The 235-nt window shown below is 36.6% G+C and carries 1 protein-coding gene; it reads right to left on the reverse strand.

Annotation, left to right across the window (positions count from 1 at the left end; all coding sequences use genetic code 11):
• Positions 1-17 precede the first annotated feature (17 nt).
• Positions 18-235: transposase (locus tag RYX56_RS25345; protein ID WP_317124512.1), on the reverse strand; the 218-nt coding region annotated here is incomplete at its 5' end.

Raw genomic sequence — 235 nt, forward strand, 5'->3', positions numbered from 1 at the left:
TTTTTTTGAAATTAAATTTATCCTGCTTTCTTCATTTCGTTCATCTGCTTGTTGATACGATCAACGGCCAATTTACTAAGCGTATAAACTAGGCATGATATATCAAAATCTACTTTGGCTAATTTACCTCCTCGGTGGCGGATATTGTCGAGCTGGAAGAATTCTTTCAAGTATGCATTTACTCGTTCCACAGCTGTGCGTTTTTTGTACAATTCTTTATAACTATGGCTCCCTC

Origin of the sequence: Alkalihalophilus lindianensis (assembly GCF_032843265.1) — a bacterium.
Taxonomy (GTDB): domain Bacteria; phylum Bacillota; class Bacilli; order Bacillales; family Bacillaceae_D; genus Alkalihalophilus; species Alkalihalophilus lindianensis.